At 76.1% G+C, this 21,184-nt stretch carries 12 protein-coding genes; 8 read left to right on the forward strand and 4 right to left on the reverse strand.

Features of this window, described 5'->3' with window-relative positions; genetic code table 11:
* Window positions 1-98: 98 nt before the first annotated feature.
* Window positions 99-281: a hypothetical protein gene (locus ACIQUR_RS26585; protein ID WP_399944708.1), complete on the forward strand. Its 183-nt coding sequence runs from the start codon at window positions 99-101 to the stop codon at window positions 279-281.
* A gap of 126 nt (window positions 282-407) precedes the next feature.
* Here the strand turns inward: ACIQUR_RS26585 and prfB are convergent, their stop codons facing one another.
* The gene (prfB, locus tag ACIQUR_RS26590) at window positions 408-1,523 is read right to left on the reverse strand and encodes a peptide chain release factor 2 (protein WP_403669002.1); all 1,116 of its coding nucleotides are present in this window, start codon (window positions 1,521-1,523) and stop codon (window positions 408-410) included.
* Window positions 1,524-1,849: 326 nt separating this feature from the next.
* Between prfB and ACIQUR_RS26595 the strand changes: the two genes are divergently transcribed.
* Complete coding sequence (locus ACIQUR_RS26595; RefSeq protein WP_403669005.1) at window positions 1,850-2,950, forward strand: isopenicillin N synthase family dioxygenase; 1,101 nt, start codon at window positions 1,850-1,852, stop codon at window positions 2,948-2,950.
* Between the two features lie 18 nt (window positions 2,951-2,968).
* On the opposite strand, the gene ACIQUR_RS26600 is transcribed toward ACIQUR_RS26595, so the two are convergent.
* Window positions 2,969-4,222, reverse strand: a complete 1,254-nt coding sequence (locus ACIQUR_RS26600) for a serine/threonine-protein kinase (RefSeq protein WP_403669008.1) — start codon at window positions 4,220-4,222, stop codon at window positions 2,969-2,971.
* A 167-nt stretch (window positions 4,223-4,389) separates the two neighbouring features.
* On the reverse strand, window positions 4,390-6,186 hold the full coding sequence (locus ACIQUR_RS26605; protein ID WP_403669011.1) for a protein kinase: 1,797 nt from the start codon (window positions 6,184-6,186) through the stop codon (window positions 4,390-4,392).
* A gap of 373 nt (window positions 6,187-6,559) precedes the next feature.
* Here ACIQUR_RS26605 and ACIQUR_RS26610 point away from each other — a divergent pair, with 373 nt between their 5' ends.
* From ACIQUR_RS26610 to ACIQUR_RS26635, 6 genes are all read left to right on the forward strand, one after another.
* Window positions 6,560-9,838, forward strand: a complete 3,279-nt coding sequence (locus tag ACIQUR_RS26610) for an FHA domain-containing protein (RefSeq protein WP_403669014.1) — start codon at window positions 6,560-6,562, stop codon at window positions 9,836-9,838.
* A 125-nt stretch (window positions 9,839-9,963) separates the two neighbouring features.
* Window positions 9,964-11,373: an ABC transporter substrate-binding protein gene (locus tag ACIQUR_RS26615; protein ID WP_403669017.1), complete on the forward strand. Its 1,410-nt coding sequence runs from the start codon at window positions 9,964-9,966 to the stop codon at window positions 11,371-11,373.
* Window positions 11,374-11,377: 4 nt separating this feature from the next.
* The gene (locus ACIQUR_RS26620) at window positions 11,378-12,682 is read left to right on the forward strand and encodes a carbohydrate ABC transporter permease (protein ID WP_403669021.1); all 1,305 of its coding nucleotides are present in this window, start codon (window positions 11,378-11,380) and stop codon (window positions 12,680-12,682) included.
* Window positions 12,679-13,605 (forward strand): carbohydrate ABC transporter permease, encoded by a 927-nt coding sequence (locus ACIQUR_RS26625; protein WP_403669024.1) that lies wholly within the window; start codon window positions 12,679-12,681, stop codon window positions 13,603-13,605. The genes ACIQUR_RS26620 and ACIQUR_RS26625 overlap by 4 nt, the downstream gene beginning before the upstream one ends.
* Window positions 13,606-13,748: 143 nt before the next feature.
* The gene (locus tag ACIQUR_RS26630) at window positions 13,749-16,010 is read left to right on the forward strand and encodes a CDP-glycerol glycerophosphotransferase family protein (RefSeq protein WP_403669027.1); all 2,262 of its coding nucleotides are present in this window, start codon (window positions 13,749-13,751) and stop codon (window positions 16,008-16,010) included.
* A gap of 45 nt (window positions 16,011-16,055) precedes the next feature.
* Window positions 16,056-19,451: a CDP-glycerol glycerophosphotransferase family protein gene (locus ACIQUR_RS26635; RefSeq protein WP_403669030.1), complete on the forward strand. Its 3,396-nt coding sequence runs from the start codon at window positions 16,056-16,058 to the stop codon at window positions 19,449-19,451.
* Window positions 19,452-19,549: 98 nt separating this feature from the next.
* Here ACIQUR_RS26635 and ACIQUR_RS26640 read toward each other — a convergent pair whose 3' ends face one another.
* Window positions 19,550-21,064: a hypothetical protein gene (locus ACIQUR_RS26640; RefSeq protein WP_403669033.1), complete on the reverse strand. Its 1,515-nt coding sequence runs from the start codon at window positions 21,062-21,064 to the stop codon at window positions 19,550-19,552.
* Window positions 21,065-21,184 lie beyond the last annotated feature (120 nt).

The following is a 21,184-nucleotide window of genomic DNA, read 5'->3' on the forward strand; positions in this document are numbered from 1 at the left end:
GACGGGCCGCGCCGAATGCCGGCGGAGCTGGCACAGTGGTAGTGGGAACCGTCCTGTTCCCGTCGGCGTTCTCTGGAGGGACGAGAGGAGGAGAGCGCATGACATATGACCGGCTCGTGTGCGCGAACTGCGCGGCACCCGTCGCTCAGGGCCGCTGCCCCGTCTGCCGGGCGAACCGGGAGCGCCTCCAGCAGGAGAGCCCCTTCGCCGGCTTCAACCCGATGGCGCTCGCCGCGCTCCTCGTGGTCCTGGTGGCCGCCGTGGCCCTGCTCGCACGCTGAGCCCGCAGGTCCGCCGCGTCCCGATCGTATGCCCGTAGGGAAGAAGGGCCCGGAGCGTCGCTCCGGGCCCTTCTCATGTCGCGTGCGTCACCTCGGCGGGCCGGGGGGCCGGCCCGCGCCGGGCGATCAGCTCTCGACGGTCTCCTGCTGCTTGCGCCAGCGGATGCCGGCCTCCAGGAAGCCGTCGATCTCGCCGTCCAGCACGGACTGCGGGTTGCCGACCTCGAACTCGGTGCGCAGGTCCTTGACCATCTGGTACGGGTGCAGGACGTACGAGCGCATCTGGTTGCCCCAGGAGCTGCCGCCGTCGCCCTTGAGGGCGTCCATCTTGGCCCGCTCCTCCTGGCGCTGGCGCTCCAGCAGCTTGGCCTGGAGGACGTTCATCGCGCTCGCCTTGTTCTGGATCTGCGAGCGCTCGTTCTGGCAGGAGACGACGATGCCGGTCGGGATGTGCGTGATGCGCACGGCCGAGTCGGTGGTGTTGACGCCCTGGCCGCCGGGGCCGGAGGCGCGGTAGACGTCGACGCGCAGGTCGGACTCGTCGATGTCGACGTGGTCGGACTGCTCGACGACCGGGAGCACCTCGACGCCCGCGAAGGAGGTCTGACGGCGGCCCTGGTTGTCGAAGGGCGAGATGCGCACCAGGCGGTGCGTGCCCTGCTCGACGGAGAGGGTGCCGTAGGCGTACGGCGCCTTGACCACGAAGGTGGTGGACTTGATGCCGGCCTCTTCGGCGTACGACGTCTCGTACACCTCGGTGGAGTAGCCGTGGCGCTCGGCCCAGCGGAGATACATGCGCTGGAGGCGCTCGGCGAAGTCGGAGGCGTCGACGCCGCCGGCCTCGGCACGGATGTTGACCAGGGCCTCGCGCTCGTCGTACTCGCCGGACAGGAGGGTACGGACCTCCATCTCGTCCAGCGCCTTGCGGACGGCGGCCAGCTCGGTCTCGGCCTCGGCGCGGGTGTCCGCGTCGTCCATCTCCTCGGCGAGGTCGAAGAGGACGGCGAGGTCGTCGATGCGGCCGCGCAGCGTCTCGGCCTTGCGGACCTCGGCCTGGAGGTGGGAAAGCTTGCTCGTGATCTTCTGGGCCGCCTCCGGGTCGTCCCACAGGGACGGGGCCGCGGCCTGCTCCTCGAGCACGGCAATGTCTGCCCTCAGCCTGTCGAGGTCCAGGACGGCCTCGATCGACCCCATGGTCGAGGAGAGGGACTTCAGCTCTTCGGATACATCGACGACTGCCACGGGTCCAGCGTAACGGCTGCGGCGCCCGGCGTTCCCCGGGAGTTCCCCGTAGGGGACGGATGGGGGTCCGGGGACGCGCCGGGCCGTCGGGCGTACCCTTTCGCTTATGACTCTTCTGCTCGTGATGCGACGCCACGTGGATTACATGCGCGTCACCACCATGAGCTGTCGGCCGCCGGACTGATTCCCCAGCATTCCTTCCGTCTGCTTCGGTCCTGTTCAGCGGCTCGCAGGCCACGGCCCACCCTTCCGCCGTCGGTCCCTCCCACCCGCGCCCCGCCACCCTTGGGGGAACAGGGCCCCGTGACATCCGAAACGGAGCCGTCATGACGTCCGCGCACCCCACCTCCACCACCGAATCGTCCCTTTCCTCCGCATCTCCTGCGTCCTCCGCACCTGCTGCGCCCGCTGCGCCCGCGTCCCCCTCCGCGCCCGCCGCCCCCGCGCTGCCCGTACTGGACCTGAGCGCGGCCGACGACCCGGCCACTCGCGACGCCTTCCGCGAGCAGCTGCACGCGGTCGCCCGCGAGACCGGCTTCCTGTACCTGACCGGCCACGGGATCAGCCCCGCCGAGATGACCCGGATCCTCGATGTGACCAGGGCGTTCTTCGCCCTTCCCGAGGCCGACCGGCTGGCGGTCAGCAACCTGAACTCCCCGCACTTCCGCGGGTACACCCGGATCGGCCACGAGCTGACCGGCGGCGCCTCCGACTGGCGCGACCAGCTCGACGTGGGCGCCGAGCGCCCGGCGCCCGAGGTGGGCCCCGGCGACCCCGCGTACCTGTGGCTGGAGGGCCCCAACCAGTGGCCCGAGGCCCTGCCCGAGCTGCGCACGGTGGTGCTGGAGTGGCAGCGGCGGCTGGCGGCGGTGGCGCACCGGCTGCTGAAGGAGCTGCTGGCCTCGATCGGGGCGCCGCAGGACTTCTTCGACGAGGCCTTCGACCGGCCCCACCTGCACACGAAGCTGATCCGCTACCCCGGATCCGCCCCGTCGGGGGCCGACCAGGGCGTCGGCGCGCACAAGGACTACGGCTTCCTGACCCTGCTGCTGCAGGACTCGGTGGGCGGGCTCCAGGTGGTGAAGGACGGCGGCTTCGTGGACGTGCCGCCGATGCCCGGTGCGTTCGTGGTGAACCTGGGCGAGCTGCTGGAGATCGCGACGGAGGGGTACCTGACGGCCACGGACCACCGGGTGGTGAGCCCTCCCGGTGCGGTGGAACGTTTCTCCGTGCCGTTCTTCTACAACCCGCGGCTGGACGCCGTGATCGACACCGTGCCGGGCGCGTACCTGGAGGACGCGCCGGGGGTGGCGCACGACGCCTCCAACCCGCTGCACGCCGAGTACGGCCGCAACGAGCTCAAGGGCTGGGTACGGGCCCACCCGGCGGTGGCCCGGCGCTGGCACCCGGAGCTGATCGTCCCCTGACGGGGCCGGCCGGGGCCGCTACGGGGCGACCTGCCCCGTCCGCTTCGAGTCCTGCGGCGGCGCCTCGTCCGGGCCCGAGGCCAGCCAGCCGCCGACGCCCACCGCCGCCGCCAGGGCCACCGCCGCCGTGCCGAGCACCAGACGCCGCTTGCGGACGGCCTCGGCGCGGTGCCGGGCGGACCCGGGGCGCGGGGCGCCCGTGGGGCGCGGGACGCGGGCGGTGCCCAGCGCGCCGCCGGCGAGTTCGTCGGGGCCGGGCACGCGCATCGAGGTGTGCGTGTCGCGGTTGGAGTCGGTGGCGGAGCCGCGCACCAGCGGTACGGCACCGCGCCGGCGGACCGGCTCGCCCGGTGCCGCCGCGGGGGTCTCCTCGTACTCCGGCTCGTCCGCGTCCAGGTCGTCCGGCTCGTCCACGTCCAGCGGCGGCATCCCGGCGAGCATCGGCAGCAGGTCCCGCAGGCGGGCGGACAGCTCGGAGGCCCTGAGCCGGGAGGCGGGGGCCTTGGCCAGGCACTGGACGACGAGCTGCCACAGCTCGTCGGGGATGCCGGGCAGCGGCACCACGGTCTCGGTCACGTGCCGGCGCAGGACCGCCCCGGGGTGGCCGCCGCCGAACGGGGTGAACCCGGCGAGCAGCTCGTACAGCACCGTGGCCAGGGCGTATATGTCGACGGCGGCGCGCGGGGGCAGGCCCTCGACGATCTCGGGCGCGAGGTAATCCGGGGTGCCGATGATCCGCGTACGGGCGCCGGACGCGGGGGCGCCGGACCGGTTCGGGGTGTCGATGAGCTTCGCGACGCCGAAGTCGGTCAGCAGGGCGGGGTGCGACCCGCCGGGGCCGAGCGGCCCCTGCATGTCGAGCAGCACGTTCTCGGGCTTCACGTCCCGGTGCACGACCCCGGCCGCGTGCGCGGCGGCCAGCGCGTCGGCCACGTCGGCCACGATCGCGACGGCGGCCTCGGGCGCGAGGCGGCGCTCGCGGTCGAGCCGGGTGCGCAGGTCCGTGCCGCGCACGAGGTCCATCACGAGCGCGAGGTCGTTGCCGTCCACGACGAGGTCGCGCACGCCGACGACGTGCGGGTGGTCGAGGCCGAGCAGGGCGCTGCGCTCCTGGACGAAGCGTCCGACCAGCTCCTGGTCGGACGCGAGGTCCTCGCGGAGCAGCTTGACGGCGACGGGCCCGTCCGGCCCCTCGCCCAGCCACACCGTGCCCGCGCTGCCGCGCCCCAGGATCTGGTGCGCGGTGTACCGGCTGCCGATCTTCCGTGCCACGACTGCTCCCTCAGCGGCTGGCGTACGGCACAAAAGTACGCGGCCGGGAGGGCGATGAGGGCCATTAGGGGGCCCACTTCTCGGTGACCTTCACTTCTGTGGGCGAAATCGCGCCCCAGAAGTCGACAAATCCACGTGGTCGGCGCTATCGGGCCCCGGAGAGGCGCCTACGCGGCGCCCCCGCCACCCGAGCCGCCACCAGATCCGCCGCCGATGTCGCCGATGAAGTCGGTGATGGACTTGCCCCACGACCAGAGCTGGTCCCACCAGCTCTTGGTGGTCTCGGCCCCGTCGGTGACCCAGCCGCCGACCGGGGTGAGCTCCCAGATCATCCAGCCCGCGACCACGAACAGCACGATCACGAACAGGCAGCCCTTGAGGCAGCCCAGGCCCGGGATCCGCATCGGGTTGGCGCTGCGGCGCCGGGGCTCGCGCTCGCGCGGCTCGCGCTGCGGCGCCGCCGGGCGGGCGGGGGGCTGCTGCGGCGGGGCCGCGTACGGCTGCGGCTGGTGCTGCGGCTGCTGGTACGGCTGTTGGTACGGAGCGGGCGGCGCCTGGTAGTGCGGCGGCTGCTGCGGATAGGGCTGCTGCGGGTGGGCCGGCCGCTGGTACGGCTGGGCCTGCGGGGCCTGGCGGTACTGCTGGGGCTGCGGTTGCTGCTGCGGCTGCCGGCGCGGCTGCACCGGGGGCGCCGGCGGCGGGGCCTGGCGCTGCGGGCGGCGGCGCAGGGGGTCCTCGCTCGGGTCGAGGTACTGGATCTGCGTCTGCTCGTTCCGGTCCCGGACGCCCTGGAGCTGCGACTGCCACGGGTGCGGCGCGTCCGGCCGCTGCACCGGCGGCATGACCGCGGTCGGGTCGGCGGCGCCCGGTCCGCCCTGGGCGCCGATGGGCGGCAGCACCGAGGTGGCGTCCTCGGCTCCGGCCGGGCCCTGTGCGGAGACGGGCGGCATGACGCTGGTCGCCGCGTTCGGGTCGTACGCGCCGGCCGCGGCGGTGCTGGGCAGCACCTGGGTCGGGTCCGCGGCGCCTGGCGTTTCGGGGACCGGGGCCGGGGACGGGTCGGGCGCGAGGAGCGCGCCGACGCCGAGGGCGGCCTCGACCTCGGTGGGGCTGGAGTGCACGCCGATGCCGGCCGCGACCACGCGCAGGGCGCGGGCCAGGCTCTGGGCGCTCGGCCGCTCGTCCGGCTCCTTGCGCAGGCAGCGCTCGATGACCGTCCACAGCGGCTCCGGCATCGTCGAGGGGCGCTGCGGCTCCTCGCTGAGGTGCCGGTGCAGGACCTCCAGGGCGGTGCCGCCGGCGAACGGCGGACGGCCGGTGACCAGCTCGTACAGCAGGATGCCGGCGCCGTAGATGTCCACGGCTGAGGTCTGCGGGCGGCCCTCGGCGGACTCGGGCGCCACGTACGCGGGGGTGCCGACGAACTCGTGGGTGCGGGTCAGGCCCGGGGAGTCGGCGAGGCGGGCGATGCCGAAGTCGGTCAGCATCGGGCGCATCTGGCCGCCGCTCTCGTCGAGCAGCACGTTCGCCGGCTTGAGGTCGCGGTGGACCACGCCGTCGGCGTGGCTGGCGGCGAGCGCGTCGGCGATCTGGGCGGTCAGCAGGCTCGCGGCGACCGGCGTGAAGGGGCCGTTCTCGCGGATGTACCGGTGCAGGTCCGGGCCGTCGATCAGGTCCATGACCAGGGCGAGGAGGTCGCCCTCGACGACCAGGTCGCGGGTGCGCACGATGTTCGGGTGGGTGAGGCGCAGCAGGACCGAGCGCTCGCGGAGGAAGCGCATCACGACGTCGGCGTCGTGGGCCAGCTCCTCCTTGAGCACCTTGATGGCGACGGTCTCGCCGGGCTGCCCGGCGACGGCCGCCTCGGCACCCGCCGTCTCCCGCTGGCGGGCACGCCAGACGGTCCCGGTGGCGCCGCGGCCGAGCGGCTCCTCCAGGAAGTACTTGCTGCCGACTGGCCGCACGTCACCAGCTCCCTGCTGTCAATTTCCTCGTTCCGCCCACTCTAGGGGGTGGCTACGGGGAAGACGCGGGCCTCGGAGGGATGGTTGCCGCACACGCGTGCGACGGGTGGGCCGCGCGGGGACGCCCGCGAGGTGATTTGCGTACGGTTTCGGACGCCCCCGCGATCGATCAAGATCACTTCTGGGTGGGTGCCGGGCGTGTTGTCGGCGACAGGTGCGAGGATGCACCCAGCACGGAACCGCGGGGACGGGAGCCCCTCGGTCCGGCAGACCTGACCGGGCGACGCGTCCGTGCCGGGCGGGGGGACGTCAGGGCGGCACACCGGGCCCCCTCCCTGCCGGGCGCACCGCGCAGAAGGGACCGCTGACGGCGATGCAGATCCGGCTGACCGTCCTCGGGCCGCGCAGCGGCCACCAGACCGCGACCTGTGACGTGCTCGTGACGGCCCCGGCCGGGACGGCGCTGGCCGCCGTGGCCTCCGGCCTCGCCGCCACCGTCGGCGGCCCCGACACGGGCGGCACGGTGATCCTCTACGCCGGCCAGGAGCGCCTCGACCTCCAGCGCCGGATACTCGGCGAGCCGCCCCTGGTGGACGGTGCGGTGCTCGCCCTGCACGCCCCGGTGGCGGACGAGGACCCGGCGGCCGGCGCGGCCGCCGAACTGCACGTGGTCGCGGGCCCCGACGCGGGCGGCGTCCACCTGCTGCACGGCGGGCAGATCCGGATCGGCCGGTCCGCGGACGCGGACGTGCCGCTGGACGACCCGGACGTCTCGCGGCTGCACTGCGCGGTGACCGTCTCGGAGGACGGCCGGGTGACGGTGGCCGACCTCGGCTCCACGAACGGCACCACCCTCGACGGCACCCCGCTCGGCACCCGCCCCGTCCCGCTGCCGCCGGGGGCCCTGCTCCGGGTCGGCGAGTCCACCCTGAGGCTGCGCCCCGCGGGCCCCGCGGGCACCCGCGCGGTCACCCCGGACTCCGAGGGGCACCTGCGGCTCGCCGCACCGGCCGGCGCCCCCGCCCAGGCGCCCGTACCGGAACCGCACGGCCAGGGGCACGGCTCCGCGCGCGGCCCCGAGGGGTACGTACCGGCGGCGCGCCGGCACCCCGACACCGGCCCCGGGCCCGAGGCGGAGCCGGAGGGGCACGTCCGCCCCCGGTACGGCACCGTCAGCTCCCCCACGCACCACGTCGGGCCCGCCGCGGAGGGCCCCGCCGCGGCCGGTCACCCGGCTCCGGGCCCGGCCCCCGCACCCGCACCCGCACCCGCACCCGGGGCTCCGTACGCCCCCGCCGGCGCCCAGCACGCCCCCGGCCGGTACGACGGCGGGGCCGCCCCGCACGGCCGGGCCCCGGCCGCGCCGGCCCCGTACGCCTCCCAGGCCGCCCCGGCGGCACCCGTCGCTCCGGCCGCCCCCGGCCCGTACGACGACCCCGCCGCCGCACTCGCCGACGCCCCCGGCCCCTCCCCCGACCCGGGCGCCCGCCGCCGCCGCGGCCTGGGGGCCTGGGCCCGCCGCTGGGCCGGCCGGGACGGCCAGGAGGAGCAGACGCCCGGCGGCGGCAGCGGCCACCCCGCGGCCCCCCGCACCCCCGCCGCCGACGGCCGGCCCGACCCCGCGGAACTCCTGCTGGCCGCCCTCGGGCCCGGTCCCCGGCTCTGGGAGCGGGACCCCGCCCACCCCGAGGCCCTGGAGGTGCGGCTCGGGCAGGGCGCGGCCGTCCGGCTGCGCGCCACCGGCTCCCTCGCGCTCGCCGGACCGCGCACCCGGCTCGCCGGCCTGGCCCGGTCCGTCCTCGCCCAGCTGGCCGCCCTGCACGCGCCCGGCGGCCTGGAGATCGTCCTGGTCAGCACCGACCGGGCCCGGCCCCTGGCGGAGCGCCGGGCCGAATGGTCCTGGCTCGGCTGGCTGCCCCACGTGCGCCCCGCGCACGGCCAGGACTGCCGGCTGCTCCTCGCGTACGACAAGGACCAGGCCACCGCGCGGACGGCCGAGCTGACCCGGCGCCTCGACGAGGGCCCGCTGGGCCGGCACTGGGCCTCCCAGCCCAGGGAGGCGGTGGCGGAGGCGGCCGCCGCGTACTCCGGCCCGTACACGGTGCTGGTCCTCGACGGCGACCCCGGCCCCGGCCCGCTGCGCGACACCGTGGCCCGGCTGGCCGGGCACGGCCCCGCCGTCGGCATCCACCTGCTCTGCCTGGCCGAGGCGCCCGCGGCCTCCCCGGCGTCGCCCGTCTCCGAGACGTTCGAGACCGCCTGCGCGGCCTCCCCCGCCTTCCGCGAGTGCGGGACGGCCGCGCTGCTCAGCGGGGACGTCGCGACCGCGCTGCGGGTCCTGCCGGTGCGCGGCGGCCGCCCCGCGGGCCACGGCGAGGTGGTCACCGCCGACGCGGTCTCGGCCGCCTGGGCCGAGCGCTTCGCCCGCGCCCTGGCACCGCTGCGGGCGGACGCGGGCGACCAGGAGCCGCGGCGCCGGACCGCCGCGTCCCTGCCCCACTCGGCCCGGCTGCTGGACGAGCTGGGCCTGGCCCGGGCCACCCCGGCCTCCCTGATGGCCCGCTGGGCCGCCGCCACCGACCAGGGCCAGACGGTCGGCGGGCACGCCGAGGTCGTGCTGGGCACCGGCAGGGGCGGGCCGGTCGGCGTCGAACTGGTCGCCGAGGGCCCGCACCTGCTGGTCGAGGGCCCTCCGGGCAGCGGCCGCACCGAGCTGCTGCGCGCCGTCGCCGCCTCCCTCTCCGCCGCGTCCCGGCCGGACCGGCTCGGGCTGGTGCTGCTGGACGGCGCGGGCGGCGAGCGGGGCGAGGGGCTGGCGCCGTGCACCGAGCTGCCGCACGTCTCGGCGCACCTGGTGGCCTCCGACCCGCTGCGGATGCGGGAGTTCGCGCAGGCGCTGGGGGCCGAGCTGAAGCGCCGGTCGGAGCTGCTGGACGGCACCGCCTTCGCCGAGTGGCACGCGCGCCTGGGGGAGGTGTCCCCGGCGGTGGCCGGTGCGGCGCCCGGCCGGGTCGTCGCGCCCCGGCAGCCGTCGCCCGCGGAGCTGCGGGGCGACCTCGACCCGGCCAGGACGGGCACGCTCCGGCTGCGGTCCTCCACCGTCCGGGCGGAGCCGGCCGGGCCGAGCCCGCTGCCCCGCCTGGTGGTGGTGGTCGACGACCTCGACGCGCTGGTCGCCCCGGCGCTGGGCAGTACGGGCCGCCCGGCGGCCGGTTCGGTGGTGCGCGCCCTGGAGGCGGTGGCCCGGGAGGGCGCCCGGCTCGGCGTCCACCTGGTGGCCTCGACGGCGCGCCCGGACCGTACGGCGGAGACGGAGCTGGCCCGCGCGGCGACCGTGCGGGTCGAGCTGGAGCCGGCCCCGGCCGGCACCGGCCCCGACCAGCCCTCGCCGGGCCGGGGACTGCTGCGCCACGCGGACGGCCGTACGACCCCCTTCCAGGGGGGCCGGGTGACCGGCCGGATCCCGCGCACGGCGACGCTGCGGCCGACGGTGGTGCCCGTGGAGTGGGAGCGGATGGGTGATCCGCCGGCCCGCCGGCCGGTCCGCGAACTGGGCAACGGCCCCACCGACCTGGCCCTGCTCGCGAGCGCGCTGGACCGCGCGTCGCAGCTGGTCTCGGCGGTTCCGGTGCTGTTCCCGGCCGCTCCCTGAGGCCGTCCGCGACGGCGCCCCGGCGCACCGGTCCGTTCCGGCGGGCTCCGTACGCGGTATTGCGGGTGGCGGCGGGGCGGGCGTAGACCTGTGGGATCGGGACACAGGGAGACGGGGGCAGTCTGATGCACGGAACCCTCAGCAACCGGAGCAGGACACCGCACCGCCGCGGTCCGGCCAAGCGCCGTACCGCGTACGCCTGGACGGCACTCGCGGCAGCCGGGGCGCTGGCGCTGAGCGCCTGCACCAGCGACCCCGAGGCGGCCCCGGAAGGCGGCCCCACGCCCGGGAAGTCCACCGGCCGGACCGTGGAGTTACCCTCCCTGGCCGGGCAGTCGGTGTCGGTGGCCGCGGTCTGGACGGGTCCGGAACAGGCCAACTTCACCAAGGTGCTCAAGGAGTTCGAGAAGCGCACGGGCGCGAAGGTGACCTTCGTCCCCGCGCAGGACCCGATCGTCACCTTCCTCGGGACGAAGATCGCCGGCGGGCAGCCGCCGGACGTGGCGATGCTCCCGCAGGTCGGCGCGCTGGCGCAGGCCGTGGAGAAGAAGTGGGCGCAGCCGGTGGGCCCGGAGGCGCGGGCGCAGCTCGACAAGAACTACTCCGCGGGCTGGAAGAACCTGGGCGCGGTCGACGGCACCCAGTACGGCGTGTACTTCAAGGCCGCCAACAAGTCGCTGGTCTGGTACAACGCGGCGGCGTTCGAGAACGCGGGGATCTCCAAGCCCCCGGCGACCTGGAAGGAGTTCCTCCAGACCGCCGAGGACCTGTCCGCCTCGGGCACGACCCCCGTCTCGGTGGGCGGCGCGGACGGCTGGACGCTCACGGACTGGTTCGAGAACGTCTACCTCTCCCAGGCCGGGCCCGAGAGGTACGACAAGCTGGCCCGCCACGAGATCGAGTGGACGGATCCGACCGTCGGTGAGGCGCTGGGCACCCTCGCCCAGCTGTTCGGCCGCAAGGACTACCTGGCGGGCGGTCAGACCGGGGCGCTGGCGACCGAGTTCCCCAAGTCCGTCACGCAGACCTTCGCGGGCGGGGACCGGCCGGCCGCCGCGATGGTCTTCGAGGGCGACTTCGTGGCCGTCAACATCGCGGAGACGGACGCGGAGATCGGCAAGGACGCCCTGGTGTTCCCGTTCCCGGCGGTGGGCGACAAGGCCCCGGTGGTGTCCGGCGGCGACGTGGCGGTGGCGCTCAAGCCCTCCAAGGGCGCGCAGGCTCTGCTGACCTTCCTCGCCTCGCCCGACGCGGCCTCGATCTGGGCCGCCCAGGGCGGTTTCGTCTCGCCCAACAAGGCGGTCAGCCCGGCGGTGTACCCGGACGACGTGCAGCGGGAGATCGCCAAGGCGCTGGTCGCGGCCGGCGACGACTTCCGGTTCGACATGTCGGACCAGGCCCCGGCCGCGTTCGGCGGCACCCCGGGGGCCGGCGAGTGGAAGGCGCTCCAGGACTTCCTGAAGAACCCGGAGGACGTCGCGGGGGTCCAGGAACGGCTGGAGGCCGCCGCGGTCAAGGCGTACGGGAAGGGCTGACCCGGTGGCCGGGCCCTCCCGCAGCGCCGCGCGCCGGAGGGGGACCGTCGCGGCGGTCTTCCTCCTGCCCGCGCTCCTCCTGCTGGGCGCGCTGGTCGTCCAGCCCATCGGCTACTCGGTCTGGCGCAGCCTCTTCGACCGCAGCGGCCGCTCCTTCGCCGGACTGGACAACTACGCGGCGCTGTTCTCGGACGGCGCGGTGCGGACCGCGCTGGCCAACACCGCGGTCTGGGTGGTGGCCGCGCCGGCCGCCGCCACCGCGCTGGGCCTGGTCTTCGCGGTGCTCACGGAACGGGTGCGCTGGGGCACGGCGTTCAAGCTGCTGGTGTTCATGCCGATGGCGATCTCGATGCTGGCGGCGGGGATCATCTTCCGCCTGGTGTACGAGCAGGACCCCGGCCGGGGCGTGGCGAACGCGGTGTGGGTCGGGGTGCACGACACCTTCGCCGAGTCCTCGGCCTTCCCGCGGGCCCGTCCGCGCCCCGACGCGCCGCTGGTGGCGGACGGGAGCGGGGGGTACGTGACCCGCGCGCCGGCACGGGCGGGCGTGCCGGTGGCGCTGCCGCTGGTCGGCGTACGGCCGGAGGAGCTGCCGGACGGGACCGCGCCCGCGCGGGCCGCCGGTGCGGAGCCGGGCCGGGTGACGGGCGTCGTGTGGCAGGACTTCGCGCGGGGCGGCGGCGGGCAGCGGGGCGCGGTGGACGCCCGCGAGCCGGGGTACGCGGGGATGCGAGTGGAGGCGGTGCGGGACGGGCGGGTGGTGGCCTCGGCGCGGGCCGGGTCGGACGGCACCTTCGTCCTGCCGGGTGCGGCGGACGGCGCGCTGCTGCGGCTGCCCGCGGAGAACTTCCGGGAGCCGTACGCGGGGGTGGACTGGCTGGGGCCGGCGCTGGTGACCCCGTCGGTGATCGGCGCGTACGTGTGGATGTGGGCGGGCTTCGCGATGGTGCTGATCGGCGCGGGTCTGGCCGCGGTGCCGCGGGAGCTGCTGGAGGCGGCCCGGGTGGACGGGGCGAACGAGTGGCAGGTGTTCCGGCGGGTGACGGTGCCGCTGCTGGCGCCGGTGCTCGCGGTGGTCCTGGTGACGCTCGTGATCAACGTGATGAAGATCTTCGACCTGGTCTTCGTGATCGCGCCGGGCGCGGTGCAGGACGACGCGAACGTGCTGGCGCTCCAGCTCTACCGGACCTCCTTCGGCACGGACGCCGACCAGGGGCTGGGCTCCGCGATCGCGGTGCTGCTGCTGGTGCTGGTGGTGCCGGTGATGTGGTTCAACATCCGCCGGATGAGGAAGGAGGGCGCCCGGTGAACGGTGCCGCCCCGCACGCCGCAGCCCCCCGCACCGCTCCCGCCGGGGCCGGTACGGCCGGTCCCCGGGCCGCCGTACCGCTCGCCTCCCGCCTCGCGGCCCGGGCCGCGTCCGGCGCGGTGCGGGTGTTCCTGGTGCTGGCGGCCGCCTTCTGGCTGCTGCCGACCGTGGGGCTGCTGGTCTCCTCGCTGCTCTCCCCCGCGGACCTCGCGTCCGGGGGCTGGTGGCGGGCGCTGACCGCGCCGGCCCGGCTGACCGCCGAGAACTACTCGGCGCTGCTGTCCAACGAGGCGGTGACCACCTCCCTGGTCAGCACGGTGCTGATCACCGTGCCGGCGACGCTGCTCGTCCTCACCCTCGGGGCCTTCGCCGGGTACGCGTTCGCCTGGCTGGAGTTCCCCGGCCGGGACGCGCTGTTCCTGGTGGTCGTGGCGCTGCTGGTGGTGCCGGTGCAGGTGGCCCTGATCCCGGTGTCCGAACTCTTCGGAGCGATCGGGCTGTTCGAGACCACGGCCGGGGTGGTGCTGTTCCACACCGCCTTCGGGCTGCCGTTCGCGGTCTTCCTGCTGCGCAACTTCTTCGCCGAGATCCCGCGGGAGCTGCTGGAGGCGGCCCGCCTCGACGGGGCGGGCGAACTGCGGCTGTTCACACGGGTGGTGCTGCCGCTCGGCGGTCCGGCCATCGCCTCGCTGGGCATCTTCCAGTTCCTGTGGGTGTGGAACGACATGCTGGTGGCGCTGGTCTTCGCGGACTCCACGCGGCCGCCGATCACGGTGGCCCTCCAGCAGCAGGTACGGCAGTTCGGCAACAACATCGACGTGCTCGCGCCTGGCGCGTTCATCTCGATGGTGGTGCCGCTGGTCGTCTTCTTCGCGTTCCAGCGCCAGTTCGTCTCCGGCGTGCTGGCCGGGGCGATCAAGTAGCCGCCGGGCCCGGGCGGGTGCCCGGGCCCGGCCCTCGATGATCGAGTAATCACGCTTATGACCCGGATGCCACGAACCGCGTAACCCGCCCGCCGCGACCGGGGTTCACGGGCAATATGCCCGCGCCGACCCCTGGATGTGCCGTGCCCCGGTTCAGCGTCATCGTGCCCGCGTACAAGGTCCAGGCGTACCTCCAGGAGAGTCTGGACTCCGTCCTGACCCAGTCGTACACCGACCTCGAACTGATCGCCGTCGACGACTGCTCCCCCGACGCCTGCGGCTCGATCATCGACGGGTACGCGTCCCGCGACCCCCGCGTCACGGCCGTCCACCTGCCGCACAACACGGGGCCCGGCCCGGCACGGAACGCGGGCGCCGCCCGGGCCACCGGCGACTACCTGATCTTCCTCGACGGCGACGACACGCTGGCCCCGGGCGGTCTCCAGGCCATCGCCGACCGGCTCAAGGCCACCGGCTCCCCCGACGTCCTGGTGTACGACTACGCGCGCACGTACTGGTCCGGCGAGACCGTGCGCAACCAGCTGGCCGACCGCCTCTCCGAGGAGGGTCCGGCCAGCTTCCGCATCGCCGACCGGCCCGCCCTCCTCGGCCTGCTGGCGGTGGCCTGGAACAAGGCCTACCGCCGTGAGTTCACCGAGCGCTCCGGCTTCACCTTCCCGCCCGGCCACTACCCGGACATCCCGTGGAGCTACCCGGCGCTGCTGACCGCCGGGTCCATCGCCGTCCTGGACCGGGTGTGCGTGCACTACCGGCAGCGCCGCACCGGCTCCATGCTGACCACCCCCGGCCGCCGCCACCTCGACCTCTCCGGCCAGTACGACCGGCTGTTCGCGTTCCTCGGCGAGCACCCCCAGCTGGACCGCTGGCGGCCGCTGCTCTACCGCCGGATGGCCGACCACCACTCCCGGCTGCTGGCGATCCCCGGGCGCCTGCCGCGCGGTTCGCGGGCCGAGTTCTTCCGCGAGGCCCGCGCCCGGCTGCGCCGCCACCGGGTCCGGGGAGCGGCCCCGGCCCCGGCGGTACGGGCCCGGCACGCGCTGATGCGGCTGGGCACGCCGCGTACGTACGGTGCCGTCGCCGGGCTGTACCGCGCCGTCCTGCGCGGCCGGGCGCGGGCCCGGGCCGCCTGGGCGGCGGTGCGCTCGGGGCTGATGCTGCTCCACTACCGCCTCCAGCGGCGGCTGCCGCTCCGCCCGGACCTGGCGGTGTTCTCCGCGTACTGGCACGGCGGCTACGCCTGCAACCCGGCGGCCATCGAGGAGAAGCTGCGGGAGCTGGCCCCCCGCATCAGGACCGCCTGGATCTGCGGACCGGCCCACGACGCCACCGTGCCGGCCGCCACCGCACGGCTGCGGCCGGACACCTTCGCGTACTGGACGGCCCTGGCCCGGGCCCGGTACCTGGTGACCAACGTCAACTTCGACCGGGGCCTGCGCAAGCGGCCCGGCCAGGTGCTGCTCCAGACCCAGCACGGCACCCCGCTCAAGCGGGTGGGCCTGGACCTGCTGGACCGCCCGGCCGCCACCCCCACCGCCGACTTCGCGGGCCTGCTGCGCGGCGCCGACCAGTGGGACTACCTGCTGTCGGCCAACCGGCACTCGACCCTGGTCTGGGAGAAGGCCCTGCCCGCGCGCTACACCACGCTGGAGTACGGCTACCCGCGCAACGACGTCTTCCACCGGGCCGGCGCGGCCGAGGTGCTGGAGATCCGCGAGCGCCTGGGCATCCCGGCCGGCACCACCGCCATCCTGTACGCGCCCACGCACCGCGACTACCGGCGCAGCCGCCCCGACCAGCCGGACTTCGAGAAGGTGCTGCGGGACCTCGGCCCGCGCTTCACCATCCTGGCCCGCGCCCACCACACGTACGGCGGCCCGCTCGGCGCCGAGCCGCACCCGCGGCTGGTCGACGTCTCGGACCACCCGTCGGTCGAGGAGCTGTGCCTGGCCTCGGACGCGCTGGTCACCGACTACTCGTCCCTGATGTTCGACTACGCGGTGCTGGACCGGCCGATCGTGATCCACGCGGACGACTGGGAGGCGTACGAGGCGGCCCGCGGCACCTACTTCGACCTGCGGTCCTGTCCGCCGGGCGCGATCGCGAAGACCGAGGACGAGCTGGTCGACATCTTCGCCACCGGCCACTGGCAGGGCTCCCGCTCGGCCCAGCTGCGGGCCGCGTTCCGGGCCCGGTTCTGCACGTACGACGACGGGCACGCGGCGGAGCGCGTGGTGCGCCGGGTGTTCCTGGACCAGCCGGCGGGGCTGCCGGCCTTCGTGCCGCCGGAGGAGCGGCGCCCGGCCCCGGCCGCCCCCGCCGCCTCGGTCACGGCGCCCTCGCAGCGCCGCGGCCCCCGGGACTTCGACCGGCTCACGCTGGACTGAGCCGTTGCGCACGACCCGTCACCCGCGTCCCGGAAGGCGCCACCCGTGAAGCCCCGCCTGAGCGTTGTCATCCCGGTCCACGACGTCGAGCCGTACCTGCTCGCCTGCCTGCGGTCGGTCGCCGCCCAGACGGCCGCCGACCTGGAGGCCGTGCTGGTGGACGACGGGTCCACGGACGGCAGCGGGCGGATCGCGGAGGCGTTCGCGGCGGGCGACCCGCGCTTCCGGTACGTGCGGCAGCCCCACGCGGGCCTGGCGGCGGCCCGCAACACCGGGGTGCGGCACACGGGTCCGGGCGTCCCGTACCTGACCTTCGTCGACGGCGACGACCTGGTCGCCCCGGACGCGTACGAGCGGATGCTGGCCAGTCTGGAGCGGACCGGCTCGGACTTCGCCACCGGCAACGTGTGGCGGCTGCGGGGCCGCGAGCGCGAGCAGGTCCGCCGGTACCGGTGGCTGGGCGGCGACCTGGCGGGCACGCACATCACCCGCCGGTGGGAGCTGCTGACCGACCGGTCCGCCCGGAACAAGGTGTTCCGCAGGTCCTTCTGGGACCGGCACCAGCTCGTCTTCCCCGAGGGCCGGCTGTACGAGGACGCGCCGGTCACCATCCCCGCGCACTTCCTGGCGGACTCGGTGGACGTGCTGCACGGGCACGTCTACTACTGGCGGGTGCGCGGCGGTTCGGTCAGCCGGCGGGGCGCGGACGCGGCGGGGGTGCGGGACCGGATCGCGGCCTGCGAGGAGATCAGCGAGTTCCTGGCGCGGCTGGGCCCCGGCTCCTCCGCCGGCCGGGGCCGGGCCGGGGGCTCCACCGGCCACCGGCGCACGTACGACGTGTCCTGCCTGCGCGACGACTTCGTGTTCTTCCTGCGCCGGCTCCCGGCGGGCGGCCCCGACTTCCGCGACACCCTGCTGGCCGGCACGGCCGCCTTCCTCGACCGGGCCGGGCCCACGGTCACCGAGGACCTGCCGGTCGACCTGCGCGCCCAGTACCAGCTGGTCCGGGAGGGGCGGGTACCCGAGCTGCTGGACCTGATCGCCGAGGGGCCGGTCTTCGACGTCCGCCGCCGGCACGCGGTCTTCCCCGGGGTGCCGCTGCCCGCCGCCACCACCCGGCTGCGCGGCTCCGACCTGCCGGTGGTGGCCAGGCTGCTGTCCGCGGCCTGGGGCGCGGACGGACGGCTGCGGATGACCGGCTACGCGTACATCCGCAACCTCGGCGCGGCCGCGCCCCGGCTGCCCCTGCGGACCGGGGTGCTGAGGTCGGGGCGCGCGCTGCGCCTCGTCCCCACCCGCGGCACGACGGCCTCGGAGGCCACCGAGCAGTCCGGCCAGCACCGGCACGACTACGACGGCTCCGGCTTCGAGATGACCGTGGACCCGCACGGGCTGCGCCCCGGCGACTGGGACGTCTCCGTGGTCAGCGGCCTGCGCCGGGCGGCGGTCCGGGCCCTGGACCAGGGGCGGGCGCAGCCGCTGGTCTTCGACCGGGGCCTGGGCACGCGGGTGACGCTGGACTTCGCCGAGGGCCGCGCGGTGCTGCGGGTGCGCCCGTACGCGGCGCTGGTGACCGGACACGAGCTGCCGGACGGGGGCCCGCTGACCCTCTCCGGCACCCTCTTCGGCGACACCGTCCCCTCCCACCTGCGGCTGGGCCGCCGCGGCGGCGACGGGTTCCTCTTCCCCCTGTCGGCCGACGGGCGTTCCTTCACCGTGACGGTCGACCCGGCCCTGCTGTACGAGGCCCCCCGCGTCCCGCACCTCGACCCGGCCCAGGTCGGCGCCCCGGACGGCGAGGTGTGGGCCGCGGAACTGGTGCTGCCCGACGGCACCACCGCCGAGCTGGCCTCCTCGCCGGCGCTGCCGCCCGGCCGGCACCCGCTGTGCGTGCTGACCGACCCGTACGGCCGGCTCACCGTGGAGCTGACCGAGCGGCCCCTGCTGTCCGCCGTCTCCTGGGACCCGGAGGGGGCGGTGCTGTGCCTGGAGGGCGACTGCGCCCAGGACGCGGGGGCGGAGCTGGTGCTGCGGCACACCACGCTGCACGAGGAGCTGGTCACTCCGGTCGCCCCGCAGGAGGGCCGGTTCGCCGTACGGGTGGGTCCCGGCGGCGGGGCCCTGCGGGAGGGCGAGTGGGCGGCGTACCTGCGCGAGGCCAACGGCACCGAGCACACGCTGCGCCTGCTGGCCGCTCCGGCCCAGGAACTGCCGCTGCGGTTCACCGCGGCCGGGCGGGAGTTCACGGTCAGCCGCCGGCACGGGGACCGGCTGCACCTCACCTCCGGGTCGATGCTGCCGCGGGCCGAGCGGGGCCCGTACCGGCGGCAGATCCTCCAGACCGCCCACTACCCGGCGCACCTGGCCCGCCCGCTGCGCGAGACGGTGCTCTACGGCGACTCGCCCGCGGCCCGCGCGGTGCACGCCGAGCTGCTGCGGCGGGGCACCGACGTGGAGCACCTGTGGGTGACGCACGACCAGCGGACCCCGGTGCCGCCCGCGGCCACCCCCGTCGAGCTGCACGGCTCGGCCTGGTACGAGGCGCTGGCCCGGTCACGCCGGATCGTGACGGCGGCGGACCTGCCGGACTGGTTCGAGCGGCGCCCCGAGCAGACGGTCGTACGGATCTGGCAGGGCACGCCGGTGAAGCGGGTCGGCACGGACCTGACCGGCGGGGTGTACGCCGACCACCGCAGGCTGGAGGCGCTGCCCCGGCAGACCCGGCAGTGGTCGGTGCTGGTCTCGCCGAGCACCTTCGCGACCGGGGTGCTGCGCCGGGCCCTGGGGTACGCGGGCGAGGTGCTGGAGGCGGGCTCGCCGCACAACGACCTGCTGCTGGCCCCCGACCGGGAGAAGGCCGCGGAGGAGCTGCGGCGGGCGCTGGAGCTGCCGCCGGGGGCGCGGACGGTGCTGTACGCGCCGACGTTCCGGGACCACCTGGCGCACGCGGAGGGCCGGTTCGGCTTCGATCCGGGGCGGAACCTGGACCTGGAGCTGGCCGAGCGCGAGCTGGGCGCCGACCACGTGCTGCTGGTCCGCCGGCACCCGCTGGCGACGGGTCCGGCGGTGCCGCGTACGCCGTTCGTGCGGGACGTGTCGGGGCACCCGGACCCGGCGGCGCTGATGCTGGTGGCGGACGTGCTGGTGACCGACTACTCGTCGCTGATGTGCGACTTCACGCTGACCGGGCGGCCGGTGCTGCTGCACACGCACGACCTGGAGGACTACCGGGACCTGGTGCGGGGGCTGACCCTGGACCTGGAGCGCACGGCGCCGGGACCGCTGCTGAAGACCACCGCCGAACTGTGCGCGGCGGTGCGGGAGGCCGGGGCGGTGCGGGCCCGGCACGCGGACGCGTACGCGGCGTTCCGGGCCGCGTTCTGCGACCTCGACGACGGGCGGGCGGCGCAGCGGGTGGCGGACCGGCTGCTACAGGGCTGACGGCGGCCGCGGCGGCGGGGCGACGCGGCCGCGGGTCACGTCCACGCGGCCACGGATCACGGCACCGCGGCGGCGGGCCGCGGCGGCGCCGACGCGGGTCACGGCAGGCGCTCGTACCGGACGAGCACGACGCGGCCGTGCACCAGCCGGCGGCGGCCCGTCTCGGCGAACTCCGTCCGCAGGAGGGCGCGTTTGGCGTGCTCGGCGGGGGTGGCCGGCGGCCGGCCGGGGTCCTTGGCCGCCTCGTTGGTGAGGACGAGCCAGACCCGGTCGTGGCGGGCGAGGCGGCTGCCGAGGGTGGCGGGGTCCGTCTCCGTCCCGTACAGCGTGCCGGACCGGGGTCCGGGGACCGACAGGCCCACGTCGGCGGCGGCGCGGAAGCCGTCCGGGTAGGCGAGGGCGATGCGCCGTCCCATGTCGGGCACGTAGAGCACGGCGTCCCCGGGCCGCACCAGCGACCGCGCCGCCCGGGCCACGGCGGCGAAGTCGTCGCCGCGGGACTCGGGGGTGCGCAGCCGGGCGTGTACGGGGTACTGCGTCCAGAATCCGGCGGCGACCAGCAGCACGCCGGCCAGCCCGTACGCCACGGCGGCGGGACGGCGCCCGGGCGGCCGCGCGGGGCGAGCCCCGGCGGCCCGGGCGGCGCGCCACCGCGACGGCAGCGCCGAAAGGGCCGCCGGCAGCACCGCCGGGAGGGCGTCGAGGCTGGCCGCGGCCAGCAGGGGCAGTCCGGGGAGCGCGAAGAGCACGTACCGGTCGTAGTACAGCGGCTCCAGCTGCGAGACGCCGAGCAGCAGCGCGGGCGGCACCAGCAGCAGCGGCGCGGCGACGGCGGCCACCCGGGGGGCGGCCCACAGTCCGGCGGCGGCCAGGGCCGGCACCACGGCGGTGACGGCCGGGACCGGGCCGGCGAAGTCGGCCACCAGCCTGCCCACGGCTTCGGCGCCGGGCCGCTCCAGCCAGTCGACCTGGCCGGTCTGGCCCAGGGACCACCACAGCAGCGGGGCCACCGCCGCACAGGCGGCACCGGCCGCGAGGGCCCAGCGGCGCCGGTCGGCCGGCGGGTACCCGGCGAGCCGGAGGCTGAGCAGATGGGCCGGGACCACGAGCAGCGCGAAGACGTGCAGCAGCCCGGCGGCGGCGAGGACGGCGGCGTACGCACCCCAGCGGCGGGCGGTGAAGAACACGGTCGCGAGGGCGACGAGGGCGGCGACCAGGGCGTACGACCGGCCCTCCTGGGCGTAGCGGCTCACCAGCGGCGTCACCGCGTACGCGAGGCCCGCCCAGAGTCCGACGCGCGGCCGGGCCAGCCGCACCCCCAGCTCCGCCACGAGGGCGGCGGTGGCGGCCGCGCCCAGCAGGGACGGCAGCCGCAGCACCACCTCGCCGGGGTCCGGGTCGACCGCGAACAGGGCGTGGACCAGGGTGTAGTACAGCGCGTGGACGGCGTCGACGGAGGCCGCCAGGTGCCAGATCTCCGGGAGGGTGCGCCGGGCCACCTGCCAGGTGACGGCCTCGTCGCGCCAGAGGGTGCCGCGGTCGAGGCCCCACGCCCCGACGGCGAGCGCGACGGCGGCGGGGGCCGCGAGGGCGGCCCGTCTGGTGAGTCCCACGGCGCCAGTCTCGGGGCGCCGGGCGGCGGCCGGGTGAATCCCGCGTGACACCAGGGGGGCACGGGTCGGGCGCCGGCCACGCGCGGGTCAGGCACCAGGGCGGGCACCGGGCGCGCGCCG

This window comes from Streptomyces sp. NPDC101132 (assembly GCF_044759225.1).
GTDB lineage: Bacteria > Actinomycetota > Actinomycetes > Streptomycetales > Streptomycetaceae > Streptomyces.

Bases quoted from the DNA above. Each gene is read 5' to 3' on its own strand.
- ACIQUR_RS26585 (WP_399944708.1), top strand. From the start codon at position 99: ATGACATATGACCGGCTCGTGTGCGCGAACTGCGCGGCACCCGTCGCT.
- ACIQUR_RS26595 (WP_403669005.1), top strand. From the start codon at position 1,850: ATGACGTCCGCGCACCCCACCTCCACCACCGAATCGTCCCTTTCCTCC.
- ACIQUR_RS26610 (WP_403669014.1), top strand. From the start codon at position 6,560: ATGCAGATCCGGCTGACCGTCCTCGGGCCGCGCAGCGGCCACCAGACC.
- ACIQUR_RS26615 (WP_403669017.1), top strand. From the start codon at position 9,964: ATGCACGGAACCCTCAGCAACCGGAGCAGGACACCGCACCGCCGCGGT.